At 71.3% G+C, this 24,741-nt stretch carries 27 protein-coding genes and 1 tRNA gene; 16 read left to right on the top strand and 12 right to left on the bottom strand.

Going from position 1 to position 24,741, the window contains the following annotated elements; translation table 11 throughout:
• The first annotated feature begins 97 nt into the window (after positions 1–97).
• Positions 98–1,336, top strand: coding sequence for a HAMP domain-containing sensor histidine kinase (locus tag BLQ34_RS11670; protein ID WP_157693016.1), 1,239 nt, complete (start codon positions 98–100; stop codon positions 1,334–1,336).
• The gene (locus tag BLQ34_RS11665; protein ID WP_091785578.1) at positions 1,333–1,971 is read left to right on the top strand and encodes a GerMN domain-containing protein; all 639 of its coding nucleotides are present in this window, start codon (positions 1,333–1,335) and stop codon (positions 1,969–1,971) included. Before BLQ34_RS11670 ends, BLQ34_RS11665 begins: the two co-directional genes overlap by 4 nt.
• Before the next feature lie 54 nt (positions 1,972–2,025).
• Here the strand turns inward: BLQ34_RS11665 and BLQ34_RS11660 are convergent, their stop codons facing one another.
• The 4 genes from BLQ34_RS11660 to BLQ34_RS11645 form a co-directional block, all read right to left on the bottom strand.
• On the bottom strand, positions 2,026–2,796 hold the full coding sequence (locus BLQ34_RS11660) for an ABC transporter permease (protein WP_091785575.1): 771 nt from the start codon (positions 2,794–2,796) through the stop codon (positions 2,026–2,028).
• A complete protein-coding gene (locus BLQ34_RS11655; protein ID WP_091785572.1) occupies positions 2,793–3,524 on the bottom strand; it encodes an ABC transporter ATP-binding protein in 732 nt (243 codons plus the stop codon). Before BLQ34_RS11655 ends, BLQ34_RS11660 begins: the two co-directional genes overlap by 4 nt.
• Positions 3,521–4,087, bottom strand: a complete 567-nt coding sequence (locus tag BLQ34_RS11650; RefSeq protein WP_197674692.1) for a TetR family transcriptional regulator — start codon at positions 4,085–4,087, stop codon at positions 3,521–3,523. The genes BLQ34_RS11655 and BLQ34_RS11650 overlap by 4 nt, the downstream gene beginning before the upstream one ends.
• Before the next feature lie 120 nt (positions 4,088–4,207).
• A complete protein-coding gene (locus BLQ34_RS11645) occupies positions 4,208–4,576 on the bottom strand; it encodes an ArsR/SmtB family transcription factor (RefSeq protein WP_091785567.1) in 369 nt (122 codons plus the stop codon).
• Between the two features lie 93 nt (positions 4,577–4,669).
• Between BLQ34_RS11645 and BLQ34_RS11640 the strand changes: the two genes are divergently transcribed.
• A complete protein-coding gene (locus BLQ34_RS11640) occupies positions 4,670–5,173 on the top strand; it encodes an ArsI/CadI family heavy metal resistance metalloenzyme (protein WP_091789888.1) in 504 nt (167 codons plus the stop codon).
• 12 nt (positions 5,174–5,185) lie between these two features.
• On the top strand, positions 5,186–5,413 hold the full coding sequence (locus BLQ34_RS11635; protein ID WP_157693015.1) for a hypothetical protein: 228 nt from the start codon (positions 5,186–5,188) through the stop codon (positions 5,411–5,413).
• Between the two features lie 69 nt (positions 5,414–5,482).
• On the opposite strand, the gene BLQ34_RS11630 is transcribed toward BLQ34_RS11635, so the two are convergent.
• Positions 5,483–6,163 (bottom strand): arsenate reductase/protein-tyrosine-phosphatase family protein, encoded by a 681-nt coding sequence (locus BLQ34_RS11630; protein WP_091785562.1) that lies wholly within the window; start codon positions 6,161–6,163, stop codon positions 5,483–5,485.
• A 45-nt stretch (positions 6,164–6,208) separates the two neighbouring features.
• Here BLQ34_RS11630 and BLQ34_RS11625 point away from each other — a divergent pair, with 45 nt between their 5' ends.
• From BLQ34_RS11625 to BLQ34_RS18810, 4 genes are read left to right on the top strand one after another with little or no spacing between them, the layout of a single operon-like run.
• Positions 6,209–6,958: an aquaporin gene (locus BLQ34_RS11625; protein WP_091785560.1), complete on the top strand. Its 750-nt coding sequence runs from the start codon at positions 6,209–6,211 to the stop codon at positions 6,956–6,958.
• Positions 6,955–7,572, top strand: a complete 618-nt coding sequence (locus tag BLQ34_RS11620; RefSeq protein WP_091785556.1) for an arsenate-mycothiol transferase ArsC — start codon at positions 6,955–6,957, stop codon at positions 7,570–7,572. The genes BLQ34_RS11625 and BLQ34_RS11620 overlap by 4 nt, the downstream gene beginning before the upstream one ends.
• 23 nt (positions 7,573–7,595) lie before the next feature.
• Positions 7,596–8,033 carry an arsenate reductase ArsC gene (locus tag BLQ34_RS11615; RefSeq protein ID WP_091785552.1) on the top strand — a complete coding sequence of 146 codons (438 nt, stop codon included), beginning with the start codon at positions 7,596–7,598 and terminating at the stop codon, positions 8,031–8,033.
• Between the two features lies 1 nt (position 8,034).
• Positions 8,035–8,211, top strand: a complete 177-nt coding sequence (locus tag BLQ34_RS18810; RefSeq protein ID WP_157693014.1) for a hypothetical protein — start codon at positions 8,035–8,037, stop codon at positions 8,209–8,211.
• Between the two features lie 359 nt (positions 8,212–8,570).
• Here BLQ34_RS18810 and BLQ34_RS11605 read toward each other — a convergent pair.
• Both BLQ34_RS11605 and BLQ34_RS11600 read right to left on the bottom strand, forming a co-directional pair.
• Positions 8,571–8,646, bottom strand: a tRNA-Arg gene (locus tag BLQ34_RS11605).
• Between the two features lie 260 nt (positions 8,647–8,906).
• Positions 8,907–9,104 carry a hypothetical protein gene (locus BLQ34_RS11600; protein WP_157693013.1) on the bottom strand — a complete coding sequence of 66 codons (198 nt, stop codon included), beginning with the start codon at positions 9,102–9,104 and terminating at the stop codon, positions 8,907–8,909.
• A gap of 212 nt (positions 9,105–9,316) precedes the next feature.
• Here BLQ34_RS11600 and BLQ34_RS11595 point away from each other — a divergent pair, with 212 nt between their 5' ends.
• The 8 genes from BLQ34_RS11595 to BLQ34_RS11560 all read left to right on the top strand — a co-directional run bounded on the left by BLQ34_RS11595 (position 9,317) and on the right by BLQ34_RS11560 (position 20,298).
• The gene (locus BLQ34_RS11595) at positions 9,317–9,895 is read left to right on the top strand and encodes an OsmC family protein (protein WP_091785546.1); all 579 of its coding nucleotides are present in this window, start codon (positions 9,317–9,319) and stop codon (positions 9,893–9,895) included.
• A gap of 583 nt (positions 9,896–10,478) precedes the next feature.
• Positions 10,479–11,234 carry a matrixin family metalloprotease gene (locus BLQ34_RS11590; RefSeq protein ID WP_091785543.1) on the top strand — a complete coding sequence of 252 codons (756 nt, stop codon included), beginning with the start codon at positions 10,479–10,481 and terminating at the stop codon, positions 11,232–11,234.
• 366 nt (positions 11,235–11,600) lie between these two features.
• Positions 11,601–12,056, top strand: a complete 456-nt coding sequence (locus BLQ34_RS11585; protein ID WP_091785540.1) for a hypothetical protein — start codon at positions 11,601–11,603, stop codon at positions 12,054–12,056.
• 237 nt (positions 12,057–12,293) lie between these two features.
• Complete coding sequence (locus tag BLQ34_RS11580; protein WP_091785536.1) at positions 12,294–12,830, top strand: hypothetical protein; 537 nt, start codon at positions 12,294–12,296, stop codon at positions 12,828–12,830.
• On the top strand, positions 12,827–13,291 hold the full coding sequence (locus BLQ34_RS11575; protein WP_091785534.1) for a hypothetical protein: 465 nt from the start codon (positions 12,827–12,829) through the stop codon (positions 13,289–13,291). The genes BLQ34_RS11580 and BLQ34_RS11575 overlap by 4 nt, the downstream gene beginning before the upstream one ends.
• Complete coding sequence (locus tag BLQ34_RS11570) at positions 13,288–14,394, top strand: hypothetical protein (protein ID WP_091785531.1); 1,107 nt, start codon at positions 13,288–13,290, stop codon at positions 14,392–14,394. Before BLQ34_RS11575 ends, BLQ34_RS11570 begins: the two co-directional genes overlap by 4 nt.
• Positions 14,395–14,502: 108 nt before the next feature.
• Complete coding sequence (locus tag BLQ34_RS11565) at positions 14,503–15,861, top strand: MFS transporter (protein ID WP_091785528.1); 1,359 nt, start codon at positions 14,503–14,505, stop codon at positions 15,859–15,861.
• Between the two features lie 9 nt (positions 15,862–15,870).
• The gene (locus BLQ34_RS11560) at positions 15,871–20,298 is read left to right on the top strand and encodes an AAA domain-containing protein (RefSeq protein ID WP_231961060.1); all 4,428 of its coding nucleotides are present in this window, start codon (positions 15,871–15,873) and stop codon (positions 20,296–20,298) included.
• 144 nt (positions 20,299–20,442) lie between these two features.
• On the opposite strand, the gene mscL is transcribed toward BLQ34_RS11560, so the two are convergent.
• The 5 genes from mscL to BLQ34_RS11535 all read right to left on the bottom strand — a co-directional run bounded on the left by mscL (position 20,443) and on the right by BLQ34_RS11535 (position 24,717).
• Entirely contained in the window at positions 20,443–20,802 is a 360-nt protein-coding gene (gene mscL, locus BLQ34_RS11555) for a large conductance mechanosensitive channel protein MscL (protein ID WP_091785525.1), read from the bottom strand.
• 87 nt (positions 20,803–20,889) lie between these two features.
• The gene (locus tag BLQ34_RS11550; protein ID WP_157693012.1) at positions 20,890–21,633 is read right to left on the bottom strand and encodes an SAF domain-containing protein; all 744 of its coding nucleotides are present in this window, start codon (positions 21,631–21,633) and stop codon (positions 20,890–20,892) included.
• A gap of 10 nt (positions 21,634–21,643) precedes the next feature.
• Complete coding sequence (locus tag BLQ34_RS11545) at positions 21,644–22,477, bottom strand: S-methyl-5'-thioadenosine phosphorylase (protein ID WP_091785519.1); 834 nt, start codon at positions 22,475–22,477, stop codon at positions 21,644–21,646.
• Positions 22,478–22,606: 129 nt separating this feature from the next.
• The gene (locus tag BLQ34_RS11540; RefSeq protein WP_091785511.1) at positions 22,607–22,930 is read right to left on the bottom strand and encodes an FmdB family zinc ribbon protein; all 324 of its coding nucleotides are present in this window, start codon (positions 22,928–22,930) and stop codon (positions 22,607–22,609) included.
• Positions 22,931–23,019: 89 nt separating this feature from the next.
• Positions 23,020–24,717 carry a potassium/proton antiporter gene (locus BLQ34_RS11535; protein WP_331712501.1) on the bottom strand — a complete coding sequence of 566 codons (1,698 nt, stop codon included), beginning with the start codon at positions 24,715–24,717 and terminating at the stop codon, positions 23,020–23,022.
• Between the last annotated feature and the right edge of the window lie 24 nt (positions 24,718–24,741).

Below are 24,741 nucleotides of genomic sequence, written 5' to 3'. Positions count from 1 at the left end.
CTTCGGCGGGCTCGCGTTGGTGGTGTCGATCTCGTTGGCGCTGGGGACCTATCTCACGGCCCGTCACTTCTTGGTCGAGCAACGGGAACGGACGGCCATGCGACAGGCATTCGTCGATGCGTCGTTCGTGCGTGAGGGCCTGTTGACCTCTGGGACACAGGTGGACGACGTCCTGGCCTCGACGTCACCGCCCAACGGTTCCGTCCTGATCCTGAGCAGGTCCGGTCAGTGGTACTCCTCATCGCTCAGCGCGGGCCGAGACGCGGTGCCGGCCGAGCTGCGTGACATCGTCGAGAGTGGCTCTGCAGCGAGCACCTGGGGTCGACTCGCAGGGGAACCCGTTCTGGCGGTGGGCACGCCGCTGACCGCGGTGGATGCTGTCTTCTTCGAGATCTCCCCCGCCCGGGAGCTGTCCTCGACCCTGGCCACGCTCGGCTGGGCCCTGACCGCGTTCGCCGCCCTCACGACGGTGGGTGGGGCCCTGATCGGCCGAGCCGCCGCCCGTCAGGTGATCGCGCCGCTCGAGGGCATGGCTAGGGCAACAGCCCGTATCGCCGGGGGTGATGTCGCGACTCGCCTCGAGGCCACCGGGGACCCTGACCTCAGCGTGATCGTGGGCTCGTTCAACGCCATGGTCGAGGCCTTGCAGGAACGACTCGACCGGGACGCACGGTTCGCGGCCGACGTCGCGCACGAGCTTCGGTCACCGGTGACCGCGATGATGACCACCGTGGGGGTGTTGGAGCAAGCCAGCCCTGATCCCGCTCGGCACGCCCAGGCCGTCGCCCTGCTCCGGCGAGAGGTGCACCGGCTGGGCAACGCCCTGGAGCAGCTCCTGGCCTTGGGCCGCCTCGAGGCCGGGGTGGACGAACGGGAGCGTCAGCCGATCGAGCTCGGCGAGCTGCTCTCGAATGCGCTGCGGCAAACGCACCGTGCGGCGAGGCTGCTCTCGCTGCCGGGCGACCCGATCGGTGTGCTGGGCGACAAAGGAGCGCTGCGACGCACCGTGATCAACCTGCTCGACAACGCTGACATCCATGGCGGTGGGATCGTGCGTGTGTCCCTCGAGCGGGACGGACGGTGGGCCGTCGTCGTGGTCGACGACGCTGGCCCAGGAGTGCCTGCTGGTGAGCGGCAGCGCATCTTCGAGCGGTTCGCGCGGTCGGGGTCACGGGCTGCGCGACCTGGCACCGGGCTGGGCCTGAGCCTGGTGTCCGAGACGGTGCGGACGCACGGTGGCGACGTGCGATGTGGCGAATCGCCTGACGGGGGAGCCCGGTTCGCCGTCCGGCTCCCGGTCATCGAGCTCGATCCGACCACGAGGGGACAAGCGTGAGCTGGCAACGGCTCGGTGCGGCCATCGGCCTGACAACCGTGGTGGCTCTTGCGTCGGCCTGCGGTGTGCCTGACCATGGGCCGCCGGTCACCATCACGAGGGTCCCGTACAACCTCACGGAGCCAGAGCGCAGGGCCACGGCCACACCCTCGCCCAGGGGCACGGCGCCGTACGTCTACCTGGTGCGAGATCAGGCCCTGGTCCCGGTGCAGGCGTCCGTGAGCCACGTCTCGGACCCGGCCGCCGCAGTGACCGAGGTGTTGGCGCAGCTCGCAGCCGGACCGGCCGAGCCGGACCGGTCCGCCGGGCTGTCGACTGCACTGGGTCCGGACGCGACGGTCCGCCTCGTAGGACTGGAGGGCCAAGTGGCACGGGTCGACATCGTGGCCGGCGACCAGCAGCCGGCCCCTTCACGGGTGCCGCTGGCGGTTGCGCAGATCGTGCTGACCGTGACGTCGGTGCCCGGGGTGGCGATGGTCCTGGTGACCAGCGACGGGTCGCCGGTGGAGCTGCCGCTGCCGGGTGGAGCGCTGACCGGTGCGCCCGTCACAGCGCAGGACTACGCGTCCTTGTTGGAACGACCGGCGGCCTCGGGGGCGTCAGGCCGGCCGAGCCAGGTTGCGACCACGAGGTGACGCCCGGCCCAGCAGTCGGGTCGCGGCGGTCGGGTCGGAGCGCTGCTGGTCGGGTCAGCGCAGCTCAGCGGTCTCCCACCACGCAACCGTGAGTCCGGCAGTGACGAGAGCGGCCAGGGGGACGAGGAGCAGGTGCCAACCGGGCACGAGCGGAAAGCCGGGATTGAGCGGTGCGATCGCCCAGAGTCCCGGTGCCGACCAGGGGAACCAGCTCCCGGCCCCGACAGCGATGGCGAGCTGGGGGGTCACGACGAGCCCGATGAGCCCCGCGAACCCGGCAAGGTAGCCGCGGCCCGCGCTCGCGAACAGGCCTGCGGTCAGGGCCAGCGAACCGGTCAGGGTGTGGAGGGCCACCAGCCGCAGCAGACTGACCCAGGTGGAGGCGTCCGGGTTGCCGAGCCCAGCGAGGAGACCGATCCCGAGGGCGGCGGGAGCGCTCATGATCGCCACGACGAGGGACCAGCCGATGAGGATCATGAGCTTGGCCCCGGCCACGTCGCGGCGCGAGGTGGCCGAGGCGTAGAGCGACACGACCTGGCGGTCTGCGAACTCCCGCCCGAAGCACCACGTCGCCACGATCCCGATCCCCACGAAGCCGCCCGTGGCGGCGATCTGGGTGAGGCCGTTGAGGTATCCGGACCAACCTTCGCCGAACGACAAAGCGTTGACCTTCGCGCTCAACGGGTCCCCCTGGCCCCTCGTTCCCGCCGTCATGAAGGCCCAGGCGAGCAATGGGGGTGCGAGGAGCACGACCACGGCCGCGACGGCAGGGACACGTGAGCGGCGGAGCTTGAGCAGCTCGACCCGGTATGCCGCGCGCGTCACGCCACGTCCTCGGTGTCGGCCTCGTGGACCATGGCGAAGAAGGTTCGCTCGAGGTCCGGCGTTGTCGGGTCGAGCTCACCGATGACGCGACCGGTGTGGACGACGCTGACACGGTTGGCGACCCGGGCGACCTCGTCGAGGTGGTGGCTGGAGACGAGCACAGCCGTCCCGTCGGCGGAGAGCTCGGCAACCAGGTCGCGGAGCAGGACGACCCCCGATGGGTCCAGCGCGTTGGTGGGCTCGTCGAGCACGAGGAGTGCTGGACGGTGCAGGACGCTGGCGGCCAGGCCCAGGCGCTGACGGTTGCCTTGGGAGAGCGTGCCAGCGGTGCGCCTGGCCCACGGTTCGAGGGCCAGGCGTTGGATGGCCCTGCCGGTTGCCTGCTGCGCGGGCCGGTGAGAAAGGCCGTGCAGCCGCGCGGCGGCATACAGGTTCTCGATGACCGTGAGCTCCGGGTAGCCGAAGGGCGAATCGACGAGGTGCCCAACCCGTGACCAGTCCGCCTCGCCGCGGACGAGGTCGCTGCCGAGGATGGTCACCTCGCCGGTGTCGGCGTGGGTCATACCCAGAATGACTCGCATCAGGGTGGACTTGCCGGCGCCGTTGAAGCCGACCAGCGCGTGTACCTCGGCAGCTGGGACGACCAGGTCGAGGTGGTCCAACGCGATCAGGTCGCCGTATCGCTTGACGAGGCTGCGGCACTGGAGGGCAGGAGCAGGGCCGGTCATTGACGCCCCCCATCGTCGGATGGCGGGTCGAGGACTTGGAGGGCGCGAAGGAGTGGGACCCGGAGGGTCTCGTCGTCGTCCCGAGAGCCCCAGTCCAGGAGGGCGGCCACGAGTGCGCCCATGGTGGCGGCGGCGGCCACGCGGGCATCCGGCTCCGGGGCGTGCTCGGCTAGGACCATCGACAACACCTGTTGCGTGGCAGTGGTGTTCGCCCACACCCCGGCTGCGAGGCTGGGCGTCTCGGCGACGATCCTCACGCGCTGGCGTGCCTGGTGCTCGTCAGAGCCAGTCAGCTCGTTGATCGACTCGCGGAGCCCGCGACATGCTCGGGCAAGCGGGGGAGTGGCGGGCGGCTGCGCAGCGACGGCGGCCGCGATCCGCGGGTCGAAGGGATCGCTGAGCACGACCGCGTCCTTCGTCGCAAAGTGCCGGAAGAAGGTCATCTGGCTGACTCCAGCGGCACGTGCGATCTGCTCGACCGTCGTCGAGTCGAAACCCTGGGATGCGATGAGGTCCAGGGCAACCTCTTGGAGGCGGTCACGGGTCTGCTCGGACTTGCCCATGGGCATAATGTTAGTGACTAACATTATGCAGCGGAAGAACCCTCCGCAACGTGGTGATGCCCTCGGGCAGGTTCGTCCTGCCGACACCCGCTTGAGGAGTCCGTCACGAACCGCGCGGAGTCACTTGCCTGTAGGTCCTCCGCTGACAACGTCGAACAGGCTTGTCATTGCCGCCAAGGCCTCGGGCTTGGCTTTGTAGTAGACCCAGGTGCCGCGCTTCTCGCGGTCGAGCAACCCCGCCTGGTGCAGCACTTTGAGGTGGTGGCTGATCGTCGGCTGGGACAGGTCGAACGCGTCGTTGAGGTCGCAGACGCAGGCCTCGCCGCCCTGGTGGGACAGGATCATCGACATCAGGCGCAGCCGCACCGGGTCGGCGATGGCCTTGAGCAGTCCGGAGACCTGTTCGGCCTGATCGGTCGTCATTGGCTCGCGGGCGAGCGGGGCGCAGCAGGCCAGCGCGCTGTCGGGCGGAATCAGCGGCATCTCCATCACGTAATTAGACACGCATCTATATTGACACGGACCGATGTTGAGTGGCAAGGTGGCGACACATAGACATCCATCTATCCATTGGAGAACCTCGTGTCCCGCGTACAGCTCGCTCTTCGCGTCGCCGACCTCGAAGGCTCGATCGAGTTCTACTCCCGCCTGTTCAACACCGCCCCCGCCAAGCGCCGCCCCGGATACGCCAACTTCGCCATCGCCGAGCCGCCGCTCAAGCTGGTGCTGCTCGAAGGCCAGCCCGGCGAAGACACCCGGATGGACCACCTCGGTGTCGAGGTCGAGTCCACCGACCTGGTCGCCTCCGCGACGAACCGGCTCGCCGACGCCGGACTCGCGACCCGGATCGAGGACAACACCACCTGTTGCTACGCCGTCCAGGACAAGGTCTGGGTGACCGGACCCGGCAGCGAGCCGTGGGAGGTCTACACGGTCAAGGGCGACGCCCGTGCCGACCTGGAGGGCAAGACCAGCCTCGACCTGTCTGAGCTGTCCGGCGACGGCACGTGCTGCGCGACCGACGCCACTGCAACTGACATCCCCGCCGACGTGAAGGAGAAGCAGACCGCCGCGGCGTGCTGCTGAGAGGAGACCACCATGCACCCCCTCGTATCCGGCTTGATGGCCGACGCACACCGTGAGGACCTGCTCCGGGAGGCCGAGCAGCACCGGCTGGTCAGGCAGGCGCGCGGAGTATCGAAGCAGCGGCTCACCCAGTGGCAGGCGTCCGTGACCCAGATCGCCGACAAGGTCCGCCTGCTGGCCAAGCCCGCACCCGCTGCGGTGGCTGGCTGTGCACCTCAGCCGGTGTGCTGCCCCGCCTGAGCGAAAATCCATGCGGAGAGGCCCGAACCACCCCAGGGGTACTGGTTCGGGCCTCCGCCCTGACAGGGGTCAGGACGCTGGTGCGAGCCTGGGAGCCAGCGCGGCCACCCGAGACGCGAGGTGGCCGTACGCGTCGTCGAATGCCGCCTTGGTGCTGGCTGGGACGGGGTCCGGGACGGACCAATGTGCCCAGCCAAGGCCGTCGAGCTCCTCGTGGGCGCGGTCGCACACCGTGATGATCAGGTCCCCGCCGCGCTGCACTCGGTCGAGCAGTTGCGGTGCCGCGTCCGGCAAAGCCAGGTCGTGACGGTCCGCGACCTTGACTGCGCCGGGGTGGATCCGGTCTCCCGGGTGGGTTCCGGCTGAGATGGCCGGTATCACGCTGGCTTGACGCCACAGGGCGGCCGCAAGGTGTGACCGGGCCGTGTTCGCGGTGCATACGAACACCACGCGCGCTGGCGACCCGAGGACCGACCCGCCGCTGATGTCCGGATGAGCGGCGGGGCCCAGGGAGAGGTACGAGCGGCGGCCGTCGCCCTCGGACCGGCGACGCGTCACCAGGTGCGCCTGTTCGAGAACCTTGAGGTGGTGGGCAAGCAGGTTCGACGCCACGTTGAGTGCGGCACCGATCTCGGACGCGGACGCATCTCCGATGGTGAGCAGATCGAGGATCTGCAGGCGCGTCACATCGGCGAGGGCGGCATGTGCCTTCGCCCGAGACTCCAGCTCGGAAGTTCGCTCAATGTCCATTGACTCAAGTTTGACTGAAGCGTCACGCCGCGTCAAGATGTTCTCGTGAGCACTTCCGCACCGCCGCTGCCCCGCCGCCTCCTCGCCGAGTTCCTGGGCACCGCCCTGCTCGTCGCGGTCGTCGTGGGGTCCGGGATCGCCGCCCAGCAACTCTCCCCGAACGACGTCGGCCTGCAGCTGCTGGAGAACAGCACGGCAACCGTGCTCGGCCTCACCATCCTGATCCTGCTGTTCGGCCCCGTCTCCGGGGCCCACTTCAACCCGGTTGTGTCGCTCGCCGACTGGTTCCTCGGCCGTCGCACCGACCACGGCCTGACCCTGCCCGATGTCGGCGCCTACACGGTGGCGCAGGTCCTCGGTGCGATCGGCGGCTCCGTGCTGGCCAACGCCATGTTCGACGTCGGCATGTCCATCTCCACCAAGCACCGCGCCACCGGCGGTCACCTGCTCGCCGAGGTCGTGGCCACAACGTTCCTGCTCGCCCTCATCTTCGCCCTCGTCCGCAGTGGACGCGGCGCGATCGCCGGCCCCGCTGTCGGCGCCTACATCGGGGCCGCGTACTGGTTCACCAGCTCCACCTCGTTCGCCAACCCCGCCGTCACCGTCGGCCGCATCTTCTCCGACACGTTCGCGGGGATCGCCCCCGGCTCCGCCGTCGCGTTCATCGTCGCCCAGCTCGTCGGCCTCGCTGTCGGCGTCGGCGTGACGCTCGGCCTCTACCCCGACGTCAGCGCCTCTGCGGACGACGTCGTCGTTCCCCACCCCGCCAGCTCCACGTCCAGGAGTACCTCATGACCGTGCACGCCACCGATCCGTACGCCGCCATCGTCACTGACCTGGCGTACTCCTATGACGGTGTCTTCTCCAAGGAGAGCGTCGCCGCCGCTGTGGCCGACGCCCGCGACCTGCTCGAACCCGTCCCCACGGTGAAGGCCTTCCTGCCGATCCTCGTGGCTCGTCACGCCAAGGAGCAGCTGATGGCGGCCGCGCAGTCCGAAGGGCGTATCGCCAAGGCGGTCCCGGAGCTTCTGTTTGTGTGCGTGCAGAAGGCCGGACGGTCCCAGATGGCCGCAGCTCTCGCGGAGCACCTGTCTGCCCACCGGGTACACGTCCGCTCTGCCGGGTCCGCCCCGGCCGATCACATCAACCCGCTCGTCGTCGACGTGCTCGCCGAGCGAGGCGTCGCGCTCACCACGGCTTACCCCAAGCCTTTGTCCGACAACGTCATCGGTGCGGCCGACGTCATCATCACGATGGGGTGCGGCGACGCGTGCCCGATCTTCCCTGGCAAGCGCTACGAGGACTGGGACGTTGCCGATCCTGCCGGACAGCCCATCGAGGTCGTCCGCGACATTCGAGACGACATCCAAGCTCGCGTCACTGCACTGCTCCGCGACATCCTCAACTGACCCCACCACCAGGAAGCCACCCCATGAGCTCCGACCAGGCAACCAGCCGTCCATCCGTCCTGTATGTCTGCGTCCACAACGCCGGCCGCTCCCAGATGGCCGCGGCATACACGCACCACCTTTCCGATGGCGCCGTCGAGGTCCGGTCGGCCGGCTCCGCGCCCGCGGACTCGATCAACCCTGCCGTTCGGGAGGCCATGCTCGAAGAGGGCATCGACATCTCCGCGGAGAAGCCCAAGATCCTCACCAACGAGGCGGTCCAGGCCTCCGACGTCGTCATCACGATGGGCTGCGGTGACACCTGCCCCATCTACCCCGGCAAGCGCTACGAGGACTGGACGCTCGAGGACCCAGCCGGGCAGGGCGTGGACTCCGTTCGACCCATCCGTGACGAAATCAAGCAGCGCGTCCTGACCCTCCTCGAGGAGCTCCGGGTCGAGCCTGTGCCCTTGAAGGTGTGACATGGCCCAGACCATCGCCGACCTCGTCGCCTGGGTGGCGCTGGCACTAGCCGTGGCTTGGTTCATTCGGGGTCTCCAGCGCGTCCGCCGATCGCAGTCGATGGAGAGGGAGTGGATCCCCGCTGCCTTGATCGCCTGGGCGGCCAATGTTTGGCTGGTCATCAGCAGTCAGATCTAGGGCGCAGGCAGCTCTTCGTGCGCGCCCAGAGGGGCGACCGCGAAGTCAATGAAGGTCGTTTCGGGCGTCATCGTGGCACTCGCGGTGCTTGGTCTGGCTAGCTCAGGGCAGGCCGACAACCTGGGGGCCCGGATGGCTGGCCTCGTCACGGGCTGAGCCGATGCGCCTTGCCGTCGATGACGAGATCTACGACGTCAATGCAGTCTGGCTGGGTCCGCCGAACAAGACGTTGGGCATTCCGGGCGAGGTACGTCGCGTACGCCGTCGGCGCCTTGGCCTCACGGGGGCCCAGCCGGGGGTTCGTGAAAGGGAGCCGAGCCGATGCGGACTCTGTGACGCTCTGACCTGCGATTTTGTGGTGGTGCCCTCGGGCAGATTCGAACTGCCGACACCCGCTTTAGGAGAGCGGTGCTCTATCCCCTGAGCTACGAGGGCGGGGGCTGACGGACCGTTTCCACGGCACCTAGTGGCGTCCGGGATGGGGTCCGATCCTGCGTCAGGCAGGGTATCCGACCGCGGCCGGTGGCTCGGCACTCGCTTCGCACGGCACCAGGGGACTGGGGCGACACCGCGACCTGGAACCCGATACCGGGCGTTCAGCTCGCAGGGACGCGCGGGCCCCCCGGAGCCGGAGACGTGAGAAAGGCGGGCGCGTCCGGATCTCTCCGACGCGCCCGCCTCTGGAGCGGCATTGCTCAGCACTCAGCGCTGATGGCGGCTGAAGGCCGCGCGGCCGCCTGTCCCGTGGTCGTGCGCCGCCAGCGAGCCGCGCGAGCCCGACGGGCGAGTCGCTTGGCGAGTGCGTGGTCGTACGCCATCACGTGGGACGTGTGCTGCGCCTCGGCCGCCACCGCTCGGTGCACGGCCAGGACCGACATGGTCATCTCAGTCATTTCAGGTTTCTCCTCGTGGGTTCCGGGGAGCCGTTCTCCCCGGTGCCACAGAGGTTCGCCCGGCGACCTTCCGCGAACCTTCCGCACCCGGGAAGGCCGCCTTCCGCAGCACGAGAGCAGGCGGAAGGTCGCCGGAAGGTCGACCCGGGAAGGTCCTCCTCATCAACCACCAACGCCGGCTGACCCGGCACCTGATGAGAGGCACCACCGAAATGAGCAACACGGCATACGCCACCCGCACCCCGCTGAACGGTGTGGACGTCGCGACCCTCTTCGCCACCCTCGACGCCGTCAAGGGACAGAACGAGATCGCCAAGTTCCAGTTCCGCGCCACCAACACCTGGCAGACCGGCACCCACAGCCAGTCGCGCATCCACGGCTTCTACGGAGCCGGCCAGGAGCTGACGCACACCCACGAGACGGTGCTCGACGCCGACCACCCGGTCGTCCTCACCGGCGCCGACAAGGCCCCGACGCCCGTCGAGTTCCTCCTCCACGCCATCGCGTCCTGCCTCACCGCCGGCATCGCGAACATCGCCTCCGCCAGGGGAGTCGAGCTCACCAAGGTCTCCTCGACCGTGGAGGGTGACATCGACCTGCTCGGCATCCTCGGGCTCTCCGACGGCTCGGTCCGCAACGGCTACCAGGAGCTGCGCGTCACCTTCCACATCGAAGGTGACGCCGACGACGAGACCCTCCGCGGCATCGTCGAGCAGTCCCGCCGCCGGTCGGCCGTCTACGACGCGCTGACCAACCCCACACCCGTCTCCGTCTCCGTCGTGACCGGCTGAGCGGACCACCAGGCACGCGACCCGCCCGGGCAACAAGAGACCCGGGCGGGGCCGCGCGCCGGAAAGTGAATCACCATGCCCGCCATCGACACCGTCGTCATCGGTGCCGGCCACGCAGGCCTCGCCGTCAGCCGTCTGCTGACCAAGGAAGGGCGCGACCACGTGGTCCTCGACCGCGGTCGCGTCGCCGAGAGCTGGCGCTCCGCGCGCTGGGACAGCCTGCACCTGCTCACCCCCAACTGGATGGCTCGCCTGCCCGAGTGGCGACACACCGGCCCCGACGCCGACGGCTTCATGAGCGCCTCCCAGTTCGTCAACTACCTGGAGCGGTATGCCGCCGACTTCAGCGCCGGTCCTCGCGGGTGCCGGCGACCTGCGGTTCGCGACGTCACGACTCGCTGCCCGGGTCCGTCTCCCCACCACGGAGCAACGAGCACCCAGCGCAGGCAAATGGCCATCGGCCCACCAGGTCGACGGGACATCCCCCGAAGGGACGAGTCGGGCCGCAATCGGGTCACGAAGGTGACGCGGACCGGCATACCCTCCAGATTCGCATCCGGCCCACCCAGCCAGAGGAACTCGAATGCCCAAGCCCCTCGTCGCCCTCGGCGTAGCCCTGGTGCCCGTCGCGCTCACCGCTGCGGCCCTGGCGACCGCGACCACGGCCGCAGACGGGGCGGTCGCCACCTACAAGCTGACCTACGCCTCCCTGCCCGACGGCACCAAGCAGGTCGTGCGGTGGAACGGCTGCCAGACCGGCATCACCTACAAGGTCAACCTCGGCGCGGTCCCGAGCGCCAAGCGGTCCGCGGTGCTCTCCGACACGCAGCGAGCGCTGGTGGAGGTGCAGAACTCCACCGGCTTCCGGTTCGTCTACAAGGGCAGCACCACCGAGGTGCCCCGGGTCGGCTCGATGCCCAAGCAGAGCGCCGAGCTGGTCATCGCCTACACCTCGCCGTCGAAGACGAACTACTCGCTCACCGGCTCGACGCTCGGCCAGGGTGGTCTCTACTACGGCTGGGTCTCGCGGACGGTCAACGGCAAGACGACCTACACGGTCGCGGCGCAGCGCGGCTTCGTCGTCATCGACACCCCGCAGATGCTGACCCAGCTGGGCAGTGGCACCGGCACCGGCCTGCGCCGGACCAACCTGCTGACCCACGAGCTCGGCCACGCCATGGGTCTGCAGCACGTGAGCGACACCCGCCAGCAGATGTACCCGGTGCTGCGCACCACCTCGCCGAAGCTCTACTACTCCGGCGATCGCTACGGACTGACCAAGGTCGGCAAGTCGGCCGGCTGCGTCAACACGACCTACATGCCCGTGAGGGACCTGTAGTAGTCCCGGAGCGCCCACGACTGGAGTCCCCCGGCTCCCGGAGAAGCCCGTTCGCCATTCGGCGAGCGGGCTTCGTCGTGTCCGGGGACCGTTTGACGACACGATCCGCCGCCGGCGGGCGCCTCGACCGGCAATCCTCCGGTATGACCACAAAACGGTCAGGACGCATACACCATTGACAGCCCGGTGCGCTGGGTTTTTACCAAATCTAGAACCAACCGGGGGGTTTCTTTCCCTACTAATGACCTTTCGGGGATGACTTGACAGTCGATGTGGCGCCCCCGTGACGACGGCGAGGATTTCATCAGTCCCACAGGGGGCGACGGCGATCAGGCCGGCCATCAGTCACGAACAGAGGAATCACGCATGAAGTTCTCCAAGAAGCGCGCAGCCGCCGTCGCCACCGGCGCGGCCCTCACCTTCATCGTCGGCGGCGTCGCCTTCGGCTACTGGACCACGACCGGCTCGGGTTCCGGTTCCGCCAGCACTGGCAACACCAGCCCGATCTCGATCAGCTCCACCGCCGTCACGGGTCTCTACCCGGGCGACACCCCCAAGGCCGTCTCCGGCACCTTCACCAACCCGAACGTCGGCCCGGTGTTCGTCCAGCAGGTCTCCGTCGCAGTGGACCCCGCGTGGTCCGTCGGCACCACCAACCCGTGCTCGGCGTCCGACTTCACGGTCACCCAGCCGACCGCGACCGCGCGTCAGATCGTCACCGGCGACACCTGGAGCGGCGCGACCATCCAGCTCAAGAACCTGGCCACGAACCAGGACAACTGCAAGGGCGTCACCGTCCCGCTGGTCTTCACCAGCAACTGAGCGTGACGACGCCAGCCTGATCCGCCGTCCGGTGGTGTCACCTCCCCCCGACGCCACCGGGCGGCCCGGCCGGCCGCACCACGCCAGACCAGCTCGACCAGCCAGACCAGCTCGACCAGCCAGACCAGCTCGACCACGCCAGACCAGCTCGACCAGCCAGACCAGCTCGACCAGCCAGACCAGCAAGGCATGACCCGCACGACCTGCCACGTTCCACCGCACCCGGGAGATGACCTCATGGCCACCACACCTCGACAGCGCCGCAACCTCGCGGTCGTCATCGTCGTCGTCGTGATCCTCGCCCTCCTGGGCGGGTGCGGAGTGTGGCTGACCCGTGACGACGCGCCGGCCCCCCAGCCGGGTGCGCTCAGCGTGGTCCGGGGCAACGGCGCCACCGAGGCGGAGAACGCCCAGGGGCACGCGCCCTTCGCGGCCGTGGGGGCCGTCGACCAGCTCCGACCCGGGCAGATGAAGACCCTCGAGGTCACCGTCACGAACCCCGACCAGGTCGCCTACCGGATCCTCGAGCTCACCGCGACCCCCAAGGACGCGAACGCCGAGTGCACCGGCACGACGAACCTCGTGGTCAGCGCCTACCAGGCGACCAAGCCGGGCGCCGTGACCTACGTCGTGCCCCGCAACTCGACGATCACCATCCCGCTGACCGTGATGATGCTCAACACCGCCACCTCGCAGGATGCCTGCAAGGGCGTCTCCTTCCCGCTCGCCTTCCGTGGCACCGCCACCCAGGGCCAGGGGAACGGCAACTCGTGACCGCCCGTCAGCGCTGGACGCGCCGCCTCGCCGCCGCAGGCACCGGCACCGCCGCGATCGTCATGGCCGCCGGCCTCGCGTATGCCGTGTGGTCCCAGACCGGCGCGGGCACCGGCACCGCCGCGGCCGGCACCACGGCGCCCCTGTCGGCCGTCGCCGCCGTCAGCGACACGCTCTACCCGGGTGGCTCCGCCACCCTCACCGTCACCGTGAGCAACCCCAACCAGCGCCCGGTCACGGTCACCTCGATCGACCTCGCCGGCTCGGTCGCCGCGAGCGCCGGCTGCACCACGCCCGGTGTCACCGTGACCCTGCCGGCCTCGGTCTCCGTGACCGTCCCAGCCGGGGGCAGCGCCCCGGTCAGCTTCACCGACGCGATCGCGATGACCGCTTCGTCGTCCTCCGACTGCCAGGGCGCCACCTTCACCATCCCGGTGAGCGCCAAGGGGAAGACGGCATGAGCCGCCCGACCGCGCGCCTCGGAGCCCGCGGGCTGCGTCGGGTCGCCCTGACCGTCGGTGCCCTCGGCCTGGTCGCTGCGCTCGGTGCCACCCCCGCGCTGGCCTTCTGGTCCACCTCCGGCACGGCGACCGCCGGTGCCACCGCCCGCACGTTGGCGACCCCGGCCGCGCCCGCCGTCGGCACCGCGACCCAGACCTCGCTCGTGGTGAGCGGCACCCTCCCGGCCGCCGCCGCCCAGGTGACCGGCACGGCATACACGGTCAAGCGCGGCTCGACCACCCTCGGTTGCTCGCTGCCGAGCTCGGGCGCCTACAGCTGCACCGACACCGGCCTCACCGGCGGGCAGACCTACTCCTACACCGTCGTCGCCACCCTCGGCGCCTGGACCGCCGCATCGGCCGCGACCACCGGCAGCACGCTGTGCAGCTCGGCCGACTCCTTGGCCGTCAGCGCACCCGCCACGGTCACCGCGGGCACCTCCTTCGACGTGGACCTGACCCGCAGGAACTGCGACGGCAGCACCGACACCAGCTTCTACAGCTGGGGCACGGTGACGCTGACCGGCCCGAGCGCCAGCCCCTCCGGCAAGGCCTGGACCTACACCTCGACGGTGCTCTTCTGGGCCGGCCAGGCGACCACGACGGTCCGCCTCTACGCCGCCGAGACCACTGCGATCACGGCGAGCTACCAGGGGATCACCGGCAGCTCCGCGCCGATCACGGTCCAAGCCGCCGCGGCCAGGAACTTCATGCTCCTCGACGCCCGCAGCAAGGGGGCGGCGGTCACGCTCACCTGCGCCGCACTCAGCGACCCGAGCACGGCCCGCAGCTGCTCCGCGAGCAACCCCGGACAGAACGGCAACCACGCCTGGACCGCGATCCCGCAGCTCGTCGACACGTGGGGCAACGTCGCAACCACCCCGACGGCGCTGACCGTGACGGCCGACCCGAGCACCGGCGCCAACGGGACCGTGGTGATCCCCGCAGGCTCGAGTGCCAGCGCGGCTCCCGGCTTCTCGGTGCAGATCGGCAACGGCGCGACGATCTCGATCGCCGTGACCGCCCCGGGCCTCTCGACCCTCACGGTGACAGGCGCCCGGTAGAGACTCCCGTCGGTGGGCTGGCAGGTCCCAGCCGGCGGGTCCCCGGCCCGGTCCGCATCAGCGGACCGGGCCGGTTCGGGTGTCCGCGCCGGGCGGCATACTGGCGCGGTGCCCGTCCACCCCGCCCCCTCACCGCACGCGGACCGGCATGTGCAGCGCCGCACCATCACCACCCTGATCGGCACCCAGGTGCTCGTCGGCGTCGGGGTCTCCGCGGGCGCCGGCGTGGGTGCGTTGCTCGCCGAGGACGTCAGCGGGTCGGCCGACCTCGCTGGGCTGGGCGGCACCTTCCAGGTGCTGGGCGGAGCACTGATCGCGATCCCGATGGCGCACGTCATGGCCGCACGTGGTCGGCGCTGGGGCCTGCTCGTCGGCTATGTCGTCGGCATCGTCGGCGCCGTGCTCATGATCACCGCCGGCGCGGTGCGCAGCTTCCCCCTGCTCCTGGTGGGTGCCGCGCTCTTCGGCGGCTCCAACGCCGCCAACAGCCAGGCCCGGTATGCCGCGGCCGACCTCGCCGACGACGCACACCGCGGGCGCGACCTCTCGACGGTGGTGTGGGCGACCACGATCGGCGCCGTGTTCGGACCCAACCTGGCCGGACCGGGGGAGCCGGTGGCCGACTGGCTGGGCATCCCCGCGCTCACCGGTCCCTACGTCTTCTCCCTGCTCGGGCTCGTCCTGGGTGCCGTGCTGCTCTTCACCCGGCTGCGACCCGACCCGCTCCTGCTGGCTCGCGAGCGGGCAGCCGCGAGCGCGGTCGGGCCGATGGAGGTGCAGCACGGGTCGATCGTGCGGGGCTGGCGCACCCTCCTCGCCCACCCGGGCGCGCTGCTGGGTCTGGTGACGATGGCGCTGGGCCACACCGTCATGGTCAGCGTCATGGTGATGACCCCCCTGCACATGCACCACGGGGGCGCGAGCCTGCGGGTGATCGGGGTGGTGATCAGCCTCCACGTGCTCGGCATGTTCGCGTTCTCGCCGTTGACCGGCTTGGCCGTCGACCGGTGGGGCGGGCGCACGTGTGGACTCGCGGGCGCCGTCATCCTCGTCGTCGCCGGGGTGCTGGCCGCCCAGGCGCCGATCGGCTGGTCGGCCGGGCTCGCCATCGGGCTGTTCCTGCTCGGTCTCGGCTGGTCGTTCACCCTGGTCAGCGGTTCGACCCTGGTGGTGAAGTCGGTACCGCTCGGCGAGCGGGCCGGCGCCCAGGGCGCCTCCGACCTCGTCATGGGACTGGCTGCCGGAGGTGGCGGCGCGCTGGCCGGGGTCGTGGTCGGTCAGCTCGGCTACTCCGTGCTCGGGGCCTGCTCGGCGGTCCTCGCCGCGATCGTCGCCCTGGCCTCGCTGCTCATCCGGGTCGAGCCGCCCGCTCCGGACGACACCGCTGCACCCCGCCCGTCGGTGACTCCCGACACCGTGCTGTCCGAGGCCGTGTTGCCCGACCGGGACGGCGACCAGGTTGGTTAGCCTGCTTGGGTGACCCCGCCGACCGACGAGACCCCTGCAACGCCGACGGCGACCCCTGACGCGACCACCCCCGCGGCTCCCGGTGCTCCGGCGTCCGCGGTGGCGGCCGACCGCGACGCCGACCCGAGGGGTGAGCGGGTCGCCGCGGCCGTCCAGGCCTGGCAGCGGCACCTCGTCGACCTCGGTGGACGCAACACCCTGCTGTGGCACCGCGACCTGCCCAGCGGCACCCTCGACCTCACCACCGCGCACCCCGGCGGGCTGGCCATGCTGCTCGCCGGACGCCCGACCCGGCTCTCCGACCTGGTCCGCGAGCCGGCCGCCCTCGACGAGGCGCGACGTCGCGCCCGGGTGATCCGCGCCAAGACCTTGGAGCTGGCCGAGGAGCGGGGCATCGCCGCCGGGTTCATCGCCATCGGCATGGCCAGCTGGACCGTGCGCGGTGCCTCCCGTGCACCCGCGGCCCCCGTCCTCCTCCGGTCCTGTGTCCTCAAGCCGACCGGCGCGGCCCGCGAGGACTTCGACCTCGACCTCGGCAACGACGTCGAGCTCAACCCGGTGCTCGAGCACTACCTGCGCTCCGAACAGGGCCTCGAGCTCGACAGCTCGGCCCTCGAGGAGCTGGCCAACGCCGGGGGCGCCTTCGACCCCCACCCCGTCTACGCCGAGCTGACCCGGCTCTGCGCTTCGGTCCCGGACTTCAGCGTGGCGCCGCGCCTGGTCGTCGGCACTTTCTCCTACGCCAAGCTGCCGATGGTGGCCGACCTTGCAGCGCAAGGGGATTCGCTGGCCAACCACGACGTCGTCGCAGCGCTCGCCGGCGACCCGGGCGCGTTGCGCGCGGTCCGCGCCTCGGTGCCCGACTCGCCGGCCGACTCCGACCCGTCGCACGAGCTGCTCATCCTCGATGCCGACTCGACCCAGCAGGCCGCGATCGACGCGGTGCGGTCGGGCGCCCACCTCGTCATCAAGGGACCGCCCGGCACCGGCAAGTCGCAGACCATCGCCAACCTCGTGGCCAGCCTCGCGGGCGAGGGCAAGCGGGTGCTCTTCGTCGCGGAGAAGCGCGCGGCCATCGACGCGGTGCTGTCACGGCTCGACGGCGTCGGCCTCGGCGACCTCGTCCTCGACGCCTACGACGGCGCGAGCAACCGGCGCCGGCTCGCGCAGCAGTTCGGGGCCGCCCTCGAGCGCGGCAGCCAGGTCAGGGAGCCCGACACCGCCGAGCTCGAGCAAGCCCTGGTCGAGCGTCGGGCGACGCTCGTGCAGCACACGGCTGCGCTCCACGAGGTGCGGCAGCCGTGGGGGGTCTCCGCCCACCAGGCGCAGCAGGCGATCTCCACCCTCGGCGGCCGGCCCCACCCACCCACGTCGCGGGTGCGGGTGCGGGGAGACCAGCTCGCGGCCCTCGACCGCCAGCGGGTGCAGGAGCTCGGCCGTCAGCTCACCGAGGCCGCGAGCCTGGGTGCCTGGTCCACCGAGGAGGGGTCCGACCCGTGGTTCGGCGCCCGCATCGTCACCTCCGAGGAGGCCGTCCGCGCCCGCGACATCACCAGCCGACTCAGCCAGGGCGGGCTCCAGGACGTGGAGCAGACCATGCAGGAGGTCTTCGCCGACGTCAGCCTGCCGCGGGCCGACCGCGTGGGCGACTGGGGGGCCGTGCTCGACTCGGTCGGGCGGGTCCGCGACACCCTCGAGGTGTTCCGGCCGGAGATCTTCGACATCCCGCTGGGTGACCTCGTGGCGGCGACGGGCAGCAAGGCCCAGCGCGAGGCCGACGGTGTGGCCCTCGGCTGGTTGGCGCGCTGGCGGTTGCGCCGCCAGGCCCGGTCGCTGCTGCGTCCCGGGCCGCCGCCGGCCGACCTGCACCTCGCGCTGCTGGACGCCCAGACCCAACGCACCGCCTGGCAGCAGATGGCCGGCGCAGGTGGCCGTCCCGAGATCCCGGTCGACCTGGACCGGGCGCGCACGGCATACACCGCCCTCGCCGCCGACCTGGCCTGGCTGGGTGACCGGCTCGCGGCCACCCACGGCGGTGGCGACCTCTTCGGCGCCACCCTCGCCCAGCTGCGCGAGCGGATGGCCGAGCTCGACAGCCGCCCCGACCGGCTCACCGTCGTGCCCCGGGTGCTCGGGGCGCTGGACGCCCTGCGCGAGTCGGGCATGGGCGCCCTCCTGGACGACCTCGCCCGACGTGGTGTGGAACCCGACGACGTGGCCGCCGAGCTCGACTTCGTCTGGTGGACCTCGCTGTCCGAGGACCTCACCGTCCGCGACCCGCGCTACGGCGCGCACGACGGAGCGCAGCTCCAGCGCGTCGCCCGGGAGTACGTCGCCGCCGACCACGCCCACCTGCGCGCCAGCGCTGACCGGGTGCGCGCAGGGGCCGCACGCCGGCTGCGCGAGGTGCTCGCCGACCACCCCGACCAGGAGGCGCTGGTGCGCGCCGAGGCCGGCAAGGCCCGCCGGCACCGTGCCCTGCGCGACCTGCTCCCACGGGCGGCCGAGACCCTCACCGCCGCCAAGCCGGCCTGGGCGATGTCGCCGCTGGTGGTCGCGTCGGTGCTGCCGCCGGGCCGCTGGTTCGACGTCGTGATCTTCGACGAGGCCTCGCAGATCCCGCCGGCCCAGGCGGTGTCCGCCATCTCGCGCGCCCACCAGGTCGTCGTGGCCGGCGACGAGCGTCAGCTGCCGCCGACCAGCTTCTTCACGGCCGCGGTTGACGAGGACTCCGCCCCGGAGTCCGATGCCCTGACCGAAGGATTCGAGTCGGTGCTCGACGTGCTCACCGCCGCACTGCCGACCCGGCGCCTGTCGTGGCACTACCGGTCGCTCGACGAGCGGTTGGTCGCCTTCGCGAACCGCGAGATGTACGACGGCTCGCTCGTCACCTTCCCCGGCACCGGCACCGACCCGGTCGTGCGCCTGGAGACGGTCGAGGGCTCCGGCGTCGTCACCCCCGGCGACGAGGCGATCGAGTCGACCGAGGCCGAGGTGTCCCGGGTCGTCGACCTCGTGCTCGAGCACGCCCGCACCCGCCCGCACGAGTCGCTCGGGGTCATCGCGCTCGGCATCAAGCACGCGACCCGGCTCGACGACGCCCTGCGTCGCGCGCTCGCGACCGACGCCGCAGCCGGGGTCGGCGACTTCTTCGACGAGGACCGGCCCGAGCGGTTCTTCGTCAAGAACCTCGAGCGCGTCCAGGGCGACGAGCGCGACGCGATCATCCTGTCGGTCGGCTACGGCAAGACGCCGCACGGCCGGGTGCTGCACCGGTTCGGGCCGCTCAACCTCGAAGGTGGCGAACGCCGCCTCAACGTCGCCATCACCCGTGCCCGTCGCCGGATGACCGTGGTCTCGTCCCTGGTCGCGAGCGACCTCGACCCGGCGCGCCTCAGGGCCCGGGGAGCGGTGATGCTGCGTGACTTCCTCGCGTATGCCGCGGACGGCACCCTCCCTGCCGCGTCCACCGACCCCGAGGCGTCACGACAGCCCGAGCCGTCCCGACAGGGTGGCGGATCGACCTCACCCGCCGCGGTGGGGACGGTTTCCCACCCTCTCGACGCACCGGTGCCGGTCGCCGCGACGGACCCACCGGCCGACCCGCTGCGGGCCGAGTTCGCCCGGCGGCTGCGGGACACCGGCTTGGTCGTGCACGAGGGATACGGGTCTGCGGCGCACCCGATCGACCTCGCCGTGGAGGACCCCGACCACCGCGGACACGTGCTGGTCGCGGTCGAGACGGACGGCCCGTCCTACGCCGCCATGCGGTCCAGCCGCGACCGTGACCGGCTGCGCGGCGAGCAGCTCGGCCGACTCGGCTGGATGCACGTGCGGGTGTGGTCGACCGACCTGTTCCGCGACCCCGCCCGCGACGTCGCCCGGGTGCACGCAGCCGTGCAACAGGCCGCCGCTGCCCGTGCCGCAGCCCTCCCGGTCGCGGTCGAGCCGACCGGCCCGGAGCCCACCACCCCCGAGCCGGACCCCGCCGCCGAGTCCACCACCCCCGACTCCACCACCCCCGACTCCACCACCCCCGAGCCGGACCCCGCCGCCGAGTCCTCCACCCCCGACTCCACCACCCCCGAGCCGGACCCCGCCGCCGAGTCCGCCACCCCCGAGCCGACCACCCCCGAGCCCGGGGCTGAGTCTGGCGGCGAGGACCGGCTGCCGATCGAGGGCGGATCGGCTCCGGCCGGATCCGACGACTTCGTGCCCACCACCGACGAGGGTGCCCGCCAGCGCCGCGTCCGGGGGCGCAAGGGCAAGCGGGTGATCGCGCCCGGGACCGGCGATGCGGACGACTCGGCGTTGTTCGACCTCCCGGCACAGCAGACCAAGGACGACACCGACGCCGGCTGGGGCGAGGGCGCGGACGACTCGGCCCACGACCGCTGGCTGCGCGAGCAGCGCCCGCCGCACTGGGGCTCCGACTGACCTGCTTCTCTCGCGATTCGAGGTCAACACGCCCGGAATCCCCGGCGCGTTTGCATCGAACGGTTGGGGACTGGCGGCTGGACAGACGACGAAGGCGCCGGACCCCGCCTGGGTCCGGCGCCCTCGCGCAGTGAAGCTGGTCGGTCAGGCGCGGCTCTGCAGCGCGTCGCGGATCTCCTTGAGGAGCACGACGCTCTCGTCGGGGGCGGCGTCCTCCTCGACCTTGGCGTAACGGGCCTTGGCCATCTCGTACGGCTTCACGACGAAGAAGTAGACGATGAAGGCGAGGATGAGGAATGACACCAGCGCCGTGATGAAGATGCCGACGGGCAGACCGGCCGGCTTGTACGAGTTGAAGTCAGGGCGCCCCCCGGCCTTGCCGATGATCCCCAGGAGGAGTTCGGTGAATGTCTTGACGACGGTGCCGAAGGCCCCGGCGATGATGAAGGCGACTGCAAGCTCGACGAGATTGCCCCGCATGACGAAGTCCTTGAAACCCTTCATGGGTGTCGCGACCTTTCCCTAGTTGGTGACCTGCCGGTAACAAGGTAGCCACTGCGGGACAGGTTGTGCGCGAAGAGAGGATGTCGCTCAGCGGCTCTCGGGCCAGTCGTGGGTCAGCACCACGGTGAGCTGTGGCCGCCCGGCCGCGTCGTCCGGGACGCCCAGGATCCGCCCCACGACGTCGTGACCTGCGGAGACGACCATGCCACCGCCGTCGAGGTCGTAGCCGCTGGAGGATCCCTGCCCCTGGATGACCGCACCGAAGTCGGTGGTCTGGGGCAGGTCGACGCTGAGCACCTGCACCGAGCGCGCCACCACGCCGTCGGGGCCCCAGAGGTCGACCCGGTCGCCGGCCGCGACCATCGCCAGCATCTGGGGGTCGGGCACCCGGACGTGCACCGCGACCAGGTCGACGGGCTGGCCCAGCAGGAGCGACCCGGGGCGCACCCTCGTGGTCGTCAACGGCTCGCCGCGGTCGAGCGGCACCGTGAGTCGTCGTCCCAGCACCGAGGAGAGGTCGTGGACGCTCGTCTGCGGGGCGATGTCGGCCGGCCACCACACCTCGCGCAGCGCCGCGGGGGTCGCGACCTCACCGACGGCCACCGGCCGCACTGCGACCACGACCCGCACCATCGGCCGGGCGTCGTCGGACCGCGCCGCCGCGAGCACCCCGACGACGGCTGCCATCGCGCACACCACTGCGAGCGAGCGACGCACGACGCGCCGACGCCACTGCCGGCGACGGCCCGGCCCGCGCAGCCACCCCGTCCGCGCCGTCCGGTCCGGCGCCGTCGCGTCGGGTGCGGGACCTCGGTGGAGGGTCGCAGGCACGTCGTCGTCCTCAGCCCGGCAGCTCGAACGGCAGGCTGATCCCGTCGAGGCTGCGACGGCAGGCGCACGAGGCGGTGTCGTCAGGCTCGTCGGCCGGCATCGCGCCCAGGGCCGAGCGAAGGATCTCCTTGAGCCCGTCGACGTTCTTGGCGAACACGGCGAGCACCTCCTCGTGGGTGACCGCCTCGCCACCGTCCACCCCGGCGTCGTGGTCGGTCACCAGGGCGATGGTGGTGAAGCACATCGCCAGCTCGCGCGCGATCGAGGCCTCGGGCATACCGGTCATCCCGACCACGGTCCACCCGGCCTGCTGGTGCCACGCGGACTCGGCCTTGGACGAGAACCGCGGCCCGTTGACCACCACGAGCGTCCCCGTGTCGGCGACCGGCTTGCCGGCTGCTGACGCGGACTCGATGGCGATCGCCCGTCCGCGCGGGCAGTAGGGGTCTGCGAACCCGACGTGCACGACTGGGCCCTCGGCGTCATACACGGTGTGCGCGCGACCCCAGGTGCGGTCGACCACCTGGTCGGGGACCACGATCGTCCCGGGTCCCAGCCTGGGCTCGAGCGAACCCACCGCGCACGGCGCGAGCACCTGACGGACGCCGACGGAGCGCAGCGCCCAGAGGTTCGCGCGGTAGTTGACCCTGTGCGGGGGGAACCGGTGTCCCTGGCCGTGCCGGGCGATGAAGGCCACCCGGCGCCCGCCCACCTCGCCGATGACGAGGTCGTCGCTGGGGTCGCCGAACGGGGTGGTCACGCTCACCCGCTCGGCCGCCTCGAAGAACTCGTAGAAGCCGGAGCCGCCGATGAGGCCGAGGTCGGCGCGAGGGGTCGAGGTCATGCCGCCAGCCTACGCAGCCGCCCGGGCCGCGCACCTCCCGCGAGCGGGTCCTGTGGGCGGGCGGACGACGACGCCCGCCCTGTGGACAGGGCGGGCGGATGCCGTATGCCGCGGGCTCGCGGCCTGCGCTCAGGCGGCGGAGCCGTCGGCCTTGCCGGAGGACGAGCTCGCCTTGGCCGATCCGGACGACGACGTGCCCGAGGAGTCGGAGGACGACGACGACGAGGCCGACGACGAGTCGCCGGAGCTCGCGGCCGGCACCGAGGACGACGAGCCACTGCGCGAGTCGGTGCGGTAGAAGCCGCCACCCTTGAACACGACGCCCACGGCGTTGAAGACCTTGCGCAGCCGGCCCTGGCACTCGGGGCAGACGGTCAGGGAGTCGTCGCTGAACGACTGCACGGCGTCGAAGCGGTGGTCGCACTCGGTGCAGGCGTAGGAGTACGTCGGCACGGTTCCTCCAAAGCTGGTTCCGGCCAGGGCACGGGTCGCGGCGCTGGCACTGTCGTGGTTCGACTGCCAACTATAAGGCCGCCGGAGGCCTACTTCTTCCCGTCGCTGACCTCGGGGCGGGCCCCGGCCGCCGCACGCAGGCGTGCTCCGACGTCCCGCAGCCGGGCGGTGCGGGGGTTCCGACCACCCGGACGGGTGCCCTGGTCGCGCCAGCCGGCGAGCCGGCCGTGCTGGCTGACCGAGCGGACCCGCTTCTCGGCCAACGCCTTCACCTCGGCGGTCGACACGACGAGCAGCTGGTCGCCGCGCCGGATGACGGTGTTGTTCTCGGGGACGAAGCCCTTGCCGCCCCGCACGACGAGGGTCACGTTGGCGCCCTCCGGCAGGCGCAGCTCGAACACCTCGACACCGTGCAGCCTGGAGGCAGGACCCACGGTCACCTGCATGAGCTCGGCCCGCAGCTCCTCCAGGGGGGTCGCCTCCACGGCCAGGTCGAGACTGCGGTAGTCCTCCACGATCCCGAGCCGCTGAGCGACCCACGGCAGGGTCGGCGCCTGCACGAGGGTGAAGATCACGACGAGGACGAAGACGAGCTCGAAGATCCAGTCGACGTTGCGGGCACCGACCGTGAGGGGCACGGTGGCGAGCACGACGGGCACGGCACCGCGCAGCCCGGCCCACGACAGGAACGCCTGGTCGCGCCAACCGAGCCCGAAGGGGGAGGCCGACACCAGCACCGACAGGGGCCGCGCCACGAGCAGCAGCACGAGTCCGATGACGATGGCCGGCAGGACCTGGGCGCCCATCCGGCTGGGCGACGCGAGCAGCCCCAGCAGCACGAACAGGCCGATCTGGGCCAGCCACCCGAGCGCGGTGGACAGGCCGAGCACGGCCGGCCCGTGCGGGAGCTTGAGGTTGCCGAGCACCAGCGCCGCGAGGTAACAGGCGAGGAAGCCACTGGCGTGCACGCTGGCCGCGGCGGCATACGCGAGCACCGTGAGGGCGACCACCCCGATGCTGAACAGGCCAGACGAACCGGACGCGGTGCGCCGCATGAACTGCCCACCGGCCCACCCGATCGCCAGCCCGATGGCGGCACCGGCGCCGAGCTCGGCCACCGCCTTGAGCGCGAGGGTGATCCATCCCTCGGCCTCCGCGGGGTTCGCCGACCGCACCGCCAGCGCGGTCACGAGGATCACCACGGGCGCGTCGTTGAACCCGGACTCGGCCTCGAGCATCCCGGTGATCCGCCGGGGGAGCGGCACCCGTCGCAACACCGAGAAGACTGCGGCGGCGTCGGTCGACGACAGGATCGCGCCGATGAGAAGGGCGGTGTTCCAGTCGTGGTGCAGCACGAACCGCGCGGCCAGCGCAACCACCGCCACCGACACGATGACGCCGACGGTCGACAGCACCGCCGCGGGGCCGACCGACCGGCGGATGCCGTCCCACCTCGTGCTCAGCCCACCTTCGCCGAGGATGAGGATCAGGGCGGCGTACCCGAGCACCTGGGTGAGCTCGTTGGAGTCGAACCGGATCGCGATGAACGGGCCGGCCTCGCCGATGGCCAGCCCGATCCCGAGGTAGATCAGCAGCGACGGGAGCCCCGACTTCAGCGACAGGCGCACGGCCGCGACCGAGACCAGCAGGACGAGCGAGCCCACCAACAGGGCGGGCGTGAGGTCGTGGAGGGTGAAGCCTTCGGACGCCTCGGCCCCCGGGATCACGCCCGGCACACCGCCCGGGAACACGCCACCGAGCGCACCCGGGAGGATCGCAGCGCGCACGGCCCGTCACGTCCTTTCCCTCGG

The sequence above is a fragment of the Pedococcus dokdonensis genome, assembly GCF_900104525.1.
GTDB classification, from domain to species: domain Bacteria; phylum Actinomycetota; class Actinomycetes; order Actinomycetales; family Dermatophilaceae; genus Pedococcus; species Pedococcus dokdonensis.
The sequence above is the reverse complement of the archived record's forward strand: the minus strand, read 5'-3'. Positions and strand labels throughout refer to the sequence as shown.

What these genes read in the sequence shown, in the direction of transcription:
- BLQ34_RS11670 (WP_157693016.1), top strand. Translation starts at nt 98, where the DNA reads ATGCGACAGGCATTCGTCGATGCGTCGTTCGTGCGTGAGGGCCTGTTG.
- BLQ34_RS11655 (WP_091785572.1), bottom strand. Translation starts at nt 3,524, where the DNA reads ATGACCGGCCCTGCTCCTGCCCTCCAGTGCCGCAGCCTCGTCAAGCGA.
- BLQ34_RS11650 (WP_197674692.1), bottom strand. Translation starts at nt 4,087, where the DNA reads ATGGGCAAGTCCGAGCAGACCCGTGACCGCCTCCAAGAGGTTGCCCTG.
- BLQ34_RS11645 (WP_091785567.1), bottom strand. Translation starts at nt 4,576, where the DNA reads ATGGAGATGCCGCTGATTCCGCCCGACAGCGCGCTGGCCTGCTGCGCC.
- BLQ34_RS11635 (WP_157693015.1), top strand. Translation starts at nt 5,186, where the DNA reads ATGCACCCCCTCGTATCCGGCTTGATGGCCGACGCACACCGTGAGGAC.
- BLQ34_RS11630 (WP_091785562.1), bottom strand. Translation starts at nt 6,163, where the DNA reads ATGGACATTGAGCGAACTTCCGAGCTGGAGTCTCGGGCGAAGGCACAT.
- BLQ34_RS11620 (WP_091785556.1), top strand. Translation starts at nt 6,955, where the DNA reads ATGACCGTGCACGCCACCGATCCGTACGCCGCCATCGTCACTGACCTG.
- BLQ34_RS11615 (WP_091785552.1), top strand. Translation starts at nt 7,596, where the DNA reads ATGAGCTCCGACCAGGCAACCAGCCGTCCATCCGTCCTGTATGTCTGC.
- BLQ34_RS18810 (WP_157693014.1), top strand. Translation starts at nt 8,035, where the DNA reads ATGGCCCAGACCATCGCCGACCTCGTCGCCTGGGTGGCGCTGGCACTA.
- BLQ34_RS11600 (WP_157693013.1), bottom strand. Translation starts at nt 9,104, where the DNA reads ATGACTGAGATGACCATGTCGGTCCTGGCCGTGCACCGAGCGGTGGCG.
- BLQ34_RS11595 (WP_091785546.1), top strand. Translation starts at nt 9,317, where the DNA reads ATGAGCAACACGGCATACGCCACCCGCACCCCGCTGAACGGTGTGGAC.
- BLQ34_RS11590 (WP_091785543.1), top strand. Translation starts at nt 10,479, where the DNA reads ATGCCCAAGCCCCTCGTCGCCCTCGGCGTAGCCCTGGTGCCCGTCGCG.
- BLQ34_RS11585 (WP_091785540.1), top strand. Translation starts at nt 11,601, where the DNA reads ATGAAGTTCTCCAAGAAGCGCGCAGCCGCCGTCGCCACCGGCGCGGCC.
- BLQ34_RS11580 (WP_091785536.1), top strand. Translation starts at nt 12,294, where the DNA reads ATGGCCACCACACCTCGACAGCGCCGCAACCTCGCGGTCGTCATCGTC.
- BLQ34_RS11570 (WP_091785531.1), top strand. Translation starts at nt 13,288, where the DNA reads ATGAGCCGCCCGACCGCGCGCCTCGGAGCCCGCGGGCTGCGTCGGGTC.
- mscL (WP_091785525.1), bottom strand. Translation starts at nt 20,802, where the DNA reads ATGAAGGGTTTCAAGGACTTCGTCATGCGGGGCAATCTCGTCGAGCTT.
- BLQ34_RS11545 (WP_091785519.1), bottom strand. Translation starts at nt 22,477, where the DNA reads ATGACCTCGACCCCTCGCGCCGACCTCGGCCTCATCGGCGGCTCCGGC.